General features: G+C 47.8%; 5 protein-coding genes and 1 pseudogene. All 6 read right to left on the bottom strand.

The features are described from left to right. A pseudogene (locus tag VAE48_RS05570) lies at positions 1–431 on the bottom strand (amylosucrase); the annotation flags it as partial. A gap of 20 nt (positions 432–451) precedes the next feature. Continuing rightward, positions 452–1,561, bottom strand: a complete 1,110-nt coding sequence (locus tag VAE48_RS05575) for a carbohydrate ABC transporter permease (protein WP_322792331.1) — start codon at positions 1,559–1,561, stop codon at positions 452–454. Continuing rightward, a complete protein-coding gene (locus VAE48_RS05580) occupies positions 1,561–2,679 on the bottom strand; it encodes a carbohydrate ABC transporter permease (RefSeq protein ID WP_416181023.1) in 1,119 nt (372 codons plus the stop codon). Before VAE48_RS05580 ends, VAE48_RS05575 begins: the two co-directional genes overlap by 1 nt. Before the next feature lie 148 nt (positions 2,680–2,827). Then, positions 2,828–4,174, bottom strand: coding sequence for an ABC transporter substrate-binding protein (locus VAE48_RS05585; protein ID WP_322792333.1), 1,347 nt, complete (start codon positions 4,172–4,174; stop codon positions 2,828–2,830). Between the two features lie 118 nt (positions 4,175–4,292). Beyond that, positions 4,293–5,300 (bottom strand): LacI family DNA-binding transcriptional regulator, encoded by a 1,008-nt coding sequence (locus VAE48_RS05590; RefSeq protein ID WP_322792334.1) that lies wholly within the window; start codon positions 5,298–5,300, stop codon positions 4,293–4,295. Positions 5,301–5,415: 115 nt separating this feature from the next. Further along, the coding region (locus tag VAE48_RS05595) for a FeoA family protein (RefSeq protein WP_322792335.1) at positions 5,416–5,702 on the bottom strand (287 nt) is incomplete at its 5' end.

Here is a 5,702-nt window from a genome sequence, read left to right on the forward strand (position 1 = left end):
TCCGGGCAGCGGAATAGCGGCATCAGGTGCAAATAGGTCAATCCCAACTCTTTGAAATAAGGGATTTTTTCCTGAACTCCCTTCAAATTACCGGCAAACAAATCTACATAACAGACACCCCCCAACATTTGATTGGATTGGAACCAGTCCGGATTGTTTTCTCGCTCTGCATCCAATGTTTTTAATTCAACGCTTCGTTGAGCCCAGTAACTAGCGAGCACACCCAGTAATTCTTCGATGTGATAAAAGAAATCGTAATGTTCACCGTAAAGATGATGAAGAATTCGAAAAAGATCTTCAAAATGCCGGTTTAGACGAGCTTCAAAAACTTGCCATTCTTCCGGATGTTTGGAGATGTAATCGGCAAACCGCGTCTCAAGACGCGGTTCTAGCCGATCCAGGGTCCTTTTCGACTCTCTGGAAAGATCCATAAACCTGATTCCTTTCTGCTTTATCCTTTGACAGAACCTGCCATCAAACCGCGCACGAAGTAACGTTGTAAGGCAAAGAATACCGTCAAGGGTAAAATCATGCTGACAAATGCGCCAGAAGTGAGCAAATGCCAGTCCTGTCCTTTTTCACCCACCATCGCCGCCAGCGCACTGGTAACAACCCGGTTTTGATCGCCCAGGAACACCAGCGCAACCAGATAATCATTCCACACCCATAAAAACTGGAAAATGGCAAAAGACGCCAGTGCCGGAATGGATAGCGGTAAAATCAGCCGGGTGAAAATGGTAAAGTGCGAAGCCCCATCAATGAAAGCTGACTCTAAAATATCGCGCGGTAGAGAGCCAATGTAATTAAACAACAGGTAGACTGCCAGTGGCAATCCAAAACCGGTATGAGCCAGCCACATGGCAAGGTATGTACCGTTCAAATTCAATTGGGTGTAATCCCTCAGGATCGGCACGAGCGCAATTTGCAGCGGAACCACCAGTAAGGCTACCACCAGCGTAAACAACAATTTTCTACCCGGAAAATTGAGCCAAGCAAAGCCATACGCCGCAAAAGCTGCAATCAAGATTGGAATAATGGTAGAAGGAACCGCTACGGCTATGGAGTTAAGGAAAGCACCGCCAAGGTTGTTTCCCTTGCGGGTAATCTCATTACCCGATGCATCACGAAAACGAATTTCTTTTCCACTCAAAGTATCCCGATAATTATCCAGGGTTAACCGCGCTGAAAACCCAACCCACTTCCTTTCTTCCACAATCACCAGCCGCGACCTTTTATTACCGATCCAGGTGATTTTGCGACCATCCGGTGTTACAACTCCTTGACGCAACGTGGCAAAATCGGCAGTTATTCCGGCTACTTCAAACGGTTGATCCACATCAATGGTCTCAGGTACACGGACTTCTTCGACCTTTACCCAGCCACGATGCGGAAACACTGTCCACCAGCCGCTGCTGTAAATATCTTCACTGTTCCGGAAAGAGGTGATGAATACTCCAATGGTTGGAATTAACCAGATCAGGCAGATCAAGATCAGCACGCCATTGACGAAAAGGCTGCCCAACCGTTTTTGACCCTTTTGACTGGCTTGTTTTGTAGCCATTAGAAAGCCCTCCTTTCGCGGAACTGGCGGAGATTGTAGATCATTACCGGAATGACCGCTATCAATAGCACAATCGCAATCGCTGATGCCCTTCCGGAGTGATTATAGGTAAATTGCTGAAGATAAAATTCGTTGGCAATGACATTTGTTCCGTAATTCCCCCCTGTCATGACCCGTACAATATCAAATAGTTTCAAACTAAATATGACAATGGTTGTAGTGACTGTCAAAAGCGTGCTTTGAATGGTCGGCACCATGATTTGAAAGAATACCTGAAATTCGTTGGCACCATCCACCCTCGCCGCTTCTAACAATTCCGAAGGTATACCTTTGATTGCAGATGATAAGATGACCATCGCATAACCGGTTTGCAGCCATACCATGATCACAATGAGAAAAAGGTTATTGATGGGTGGATTCAACAACCACGGCTGAGCTTTACCTCCCAAGCCGATCACAATGGCATTCAATAAACCTATCTCCTGTATACCAACACCTTCACCCCGGTATGCATATACAAATTTCCAGATCACACCTGCGCCGACAAAGGATATGGCCATTGGCATGAAAATGATGGCTTTATAGACTTTTTCCAAAGGGGTGCGATCGGCAAGCACGGCGATCAGCAAACCCAAACCGACACTGAAGCCGGTGCCCAGAATCATCCACAACAAATTATTGCGGAATGCCTCCAGCATGACCCGGTCAGTAAAGGCAAAAATATAATTTTCAATCCCAACAAAATTTCTAGCCAACCCATCCTGAAAACTCAAAATTAGGGTTCGAATGGTTGGCAGAAAAAGGTACCAGAATAAAATTGCGACGGCTGGGCCAATAAAGATAAACGGTTGAAGCCGCCGTACCCACTCGCCGGAGAGCTTCTCGACCAGCCAGTTGGACACACCATACAGGAGCGCTACCCCTCCCACTCCCCACACGACAGCGACCAATACGATGATGAATTGAGGGGCATTACTGTCTCGTAGAAAGATAAAACCACGCCACAGTACCAGAAAAGTGACCAGAGGGACAAAAATCGAAACAAGTATTCTCCCCACCCCGGTGGTCAACCAATGGATAATTTGGTTACCTGCATTTACACTTGGCTGGTTCTGCATCATGCGCTCCCTTCTTTAAAAAAGGACCTTTGAAAAAGATTATATATTCATCCGGGGATGAGAGGGGCAGGTTATCCCCTATCACCATCACCTGCCCCTCCAATTTACTCGAGCCTCAAACTCCTCTCAGACAGATAGACTGATTGAGTTATTTCGGCCAGGAGGCATCAATGTCCCTCAACGCGGTATCCAGATCAATCGCACCAGATACATATGAGGTCATGCTCTTCCAGAAGGAGCCTGCACCTACTGCGCCGGGCATCAAGTCTGAGCCATCAAAGCGCACCGAGGTAGCGTTGAGGATGATTTCGGCAACGCCGCGATCCACTTCGTTTGAATACCAGTCAAGGCTGGAATCGAGATGCGGTGAAATTGCGCCGCCAGCGCGCACCCAGCCTTCAACCGAAGCACCCGTGGTGAAGTATTCCATTACGGCGCGAACTTCCGGACGATCATTGAACATGGCGTAAATATCGCCAGCCACCAGCACGGGCTTTCCGTAGGCGGGGTCAATCGGCGGAAAGTAGAAGAAGTCATAATCCACACCGGCGGTCAGACCTTCGGGGAAGAAGGTGGTGATGAAGTTGCCCTGTTTGTGCAGCCAGCACTTGGGTGGATTATCAAACATCGGTTTCGGGGCGTCACCGAAGAAGGTTGTGGCAATAGCCTGCCGGCCGCCGTAAACATAACCATCGGTGAACCAGATTTCGGTGACCTTTTCAATGGCACGGCGCACTTCAGGTGAATCGAACTTCAATTCACCTTTCACCCACTTGTCGTAATTTTCAAGCGAAGTGGTGCGCAGCATGGTTTCCTCAATCCAGTCGGTCATCGGCCAACCGGTAGCAGCACCGGATTCGATACCAACACACCACGGGGCATCGCCGTCGTTTTTGATTTCTTCACTTAATGCCAGCAATTCATCCCACGTGGTCGGGATCTTGTAACCTGCCTCCTCAAAAGCCTTCTTGGGATACCAGACCAGCGATTTGCCGTTGACGCGGCCCCACACCCCAGCCATGATCTTGCCATTCGGGCTGTCCATCATGGCCATATCCAGCCAGGATTGGTTGTAATTCTTCTTCAACTTCTCCATGTCCAGGAAGGTGCTGACATCAATTGCCTTACCTTTGGCAGCAAAGGTCGCAAGCAGCCCCGGCTGTGGAAAGTCTACGATATCGGGGGGATTGCCGCCATCAATACGAATGGATATGGAAGCTTCAAATTCCTTTGAACCTTCGTATTGAATGTCAATTCCGGTTTTATCCTCAAAATCCTTTACCGATTGTTCAAACTTGACCGCATCGTTATCGGTGAAGGGGCCGGCCATTGTGACCACCGTACCCTTGAACTCACCCGCAAAAGCCCGGTCGAGGAAGGAACCACCTGCGCTGGCAGGCGGCTGGGTAGGTGCAGCAGTCGGTTGTGCGCAGGCAGCCAGCACCAGCGCAGCAACCATCAGAATTGTTATTATTTGCCAGAAACGGTTTTTCATTTTCTCCTCCAAGAATCAATTTTTGGACAGAACGACATGCCAAATTGGCCATATCTACAAAATTTTTCGGCGGTTTTCTGGATTAATCACCTCCTTTCAATTTCGGTAGCATCCAGTATCACGTCGTCCCACGCTCAATCAAAGACAACGGTAAACGAATATGTTGAATCGGTCGGGTGGAGTCGAGCATTCTCGAAAACAGCAGTTCCGCGGCTACCCGACCGGATTCATCAAGAGGTTGGCGGACGGTTGAAAGCTCCATGTAGTCTGCAATATCCAAATCATCAAAACCCAAAATGGCAACATCCTCCGGAATGCGGTATCCAAGTTGTCTGGCGGCTTTGATTACCCCTATGGCTTGAAGATCAGTTGCCGAAAAAATGGCAAGCGGTAATTTTGCCGTTTTCAACCTTTCTAACGCAACAAAACGGGTTGCATCCACATGATAAGGGGTTTCCCATACCTGAGCCTCAGAAAATTGTATGTCCGACTCCTTTAATACCTCTTGAAAACCCTTCAACCGTGAACTGATGGGATTGATCCCATACTTGGGAAAATTGGTTTCACCTACAAAAGCAAATTCAGTATATCCCTTGCCTAACAGATATCGGGCAGCTATTTTTCCACCTTCCTCATCATCAATCTCCACACTGCTGAAAACCTTCAGAGGATACTCAATCAAAACCGTTTCCAATTTGTGTTGAACGATTCGATCGGCCGTTTTCTCATCTATCCTGACCGAGATGAGAATTAACCCATCTAAATTATGGGTCAGTGGAATAGTATCCAGATAATGCTGCAGGCGTTCCAGTGTATCTACCGTGAAAATCACCAGCTCGTAATTCGATTCTGTCAGAACAGAAGCCACACCTCTTAGTCGTTGAACAAAAGAAGGTGCGGTAAAAAAAGGGGTGATGACACCCACTCTACCGGAGGAACGCAAAGCCCTCGCCCGTGCCTCGGCTTTGGGCACAAAACCCAATTCGTCAATAGTTGCCAGTACATGCAAGCGGGTAGATTCGTTAACTCTCTCCGGATTATTCAAGACGCGCGAAACTGTAGAAATGCTCACACCCGCGGAGCGGGCAACATCGTAAATAGTGGGGGAATTTTTACGAGAGAGCATTTTTTCAGGGGAAATCTCGCTATACTGAAAGTACTTTTATGAAAGCACTTTCAGTATAGCAAAAATTAAATCCCCTTGTCAATACAAGGGGATAATTTTTAAGGTTTCTTAAGTTTTACGATCCATTCACCGGTTCAACCAGGATGCCCTCGGCGACACTTTTTTCAAAGGCAAGTTCCATCTGCTCAACTTGAATGATGGTCACTGGATTTTGTGATATGACCCGAATACATCGCCCGGGAAGCAATCCGTAAGCCTGTAAATGACCCCGATAGGGGGATTGCAACCCTTTCATCTCGCGGATTTTAACCTCGCGCCCCGGGGCAACCTGACACAACATCATGCAATGCTCGTTCGCTTCAAAGCCTCGCGCACATCGTTGCCTTCTTCTATGATGAAACA

This window comes from Bellilinea sp. (assembly GCF_034432615.1).
Taxonomy (GTDB): domain Bacteria; phylum Chloroflexota; class Anaerolineae; order Anaerolineales; family Anaerolineaceae; genus Bellilinea.

Excerpts from the sequence above, each read along its gene's own strand:
- VAE48_RS05580 (WP_416181023.1), bottom strand. The coding sequence starts at position 2,679 with ATGCAGAACCAGCCAAGTGTAAATGCAGGTAACCAAATTATCCATTGG.
- VAE48_RS05575 (WP_322792331.1), bottom strand. The coding sequence starts at position 1,561 with ATGGCTACAAAACAAGCCAGTCAAAAGGGTCAAAAACGGTTGGGCAGC.
- VAE48_RS05590 (WP_322792334.1), bottom strand. The coding sequence starts at position 5,300 with ATGCTCTCTCGTAAAAATTCCCCCACTATTTACGATGTTGCCCGCTCC.
- VAE48_RS05585 (WP_322792333.1), bottom strand. The coding sequence starts at position 4,174 with ATGAAAAACCGTTTCTGGCAAATAATAACAATTCTGATGGTTGCTGCG.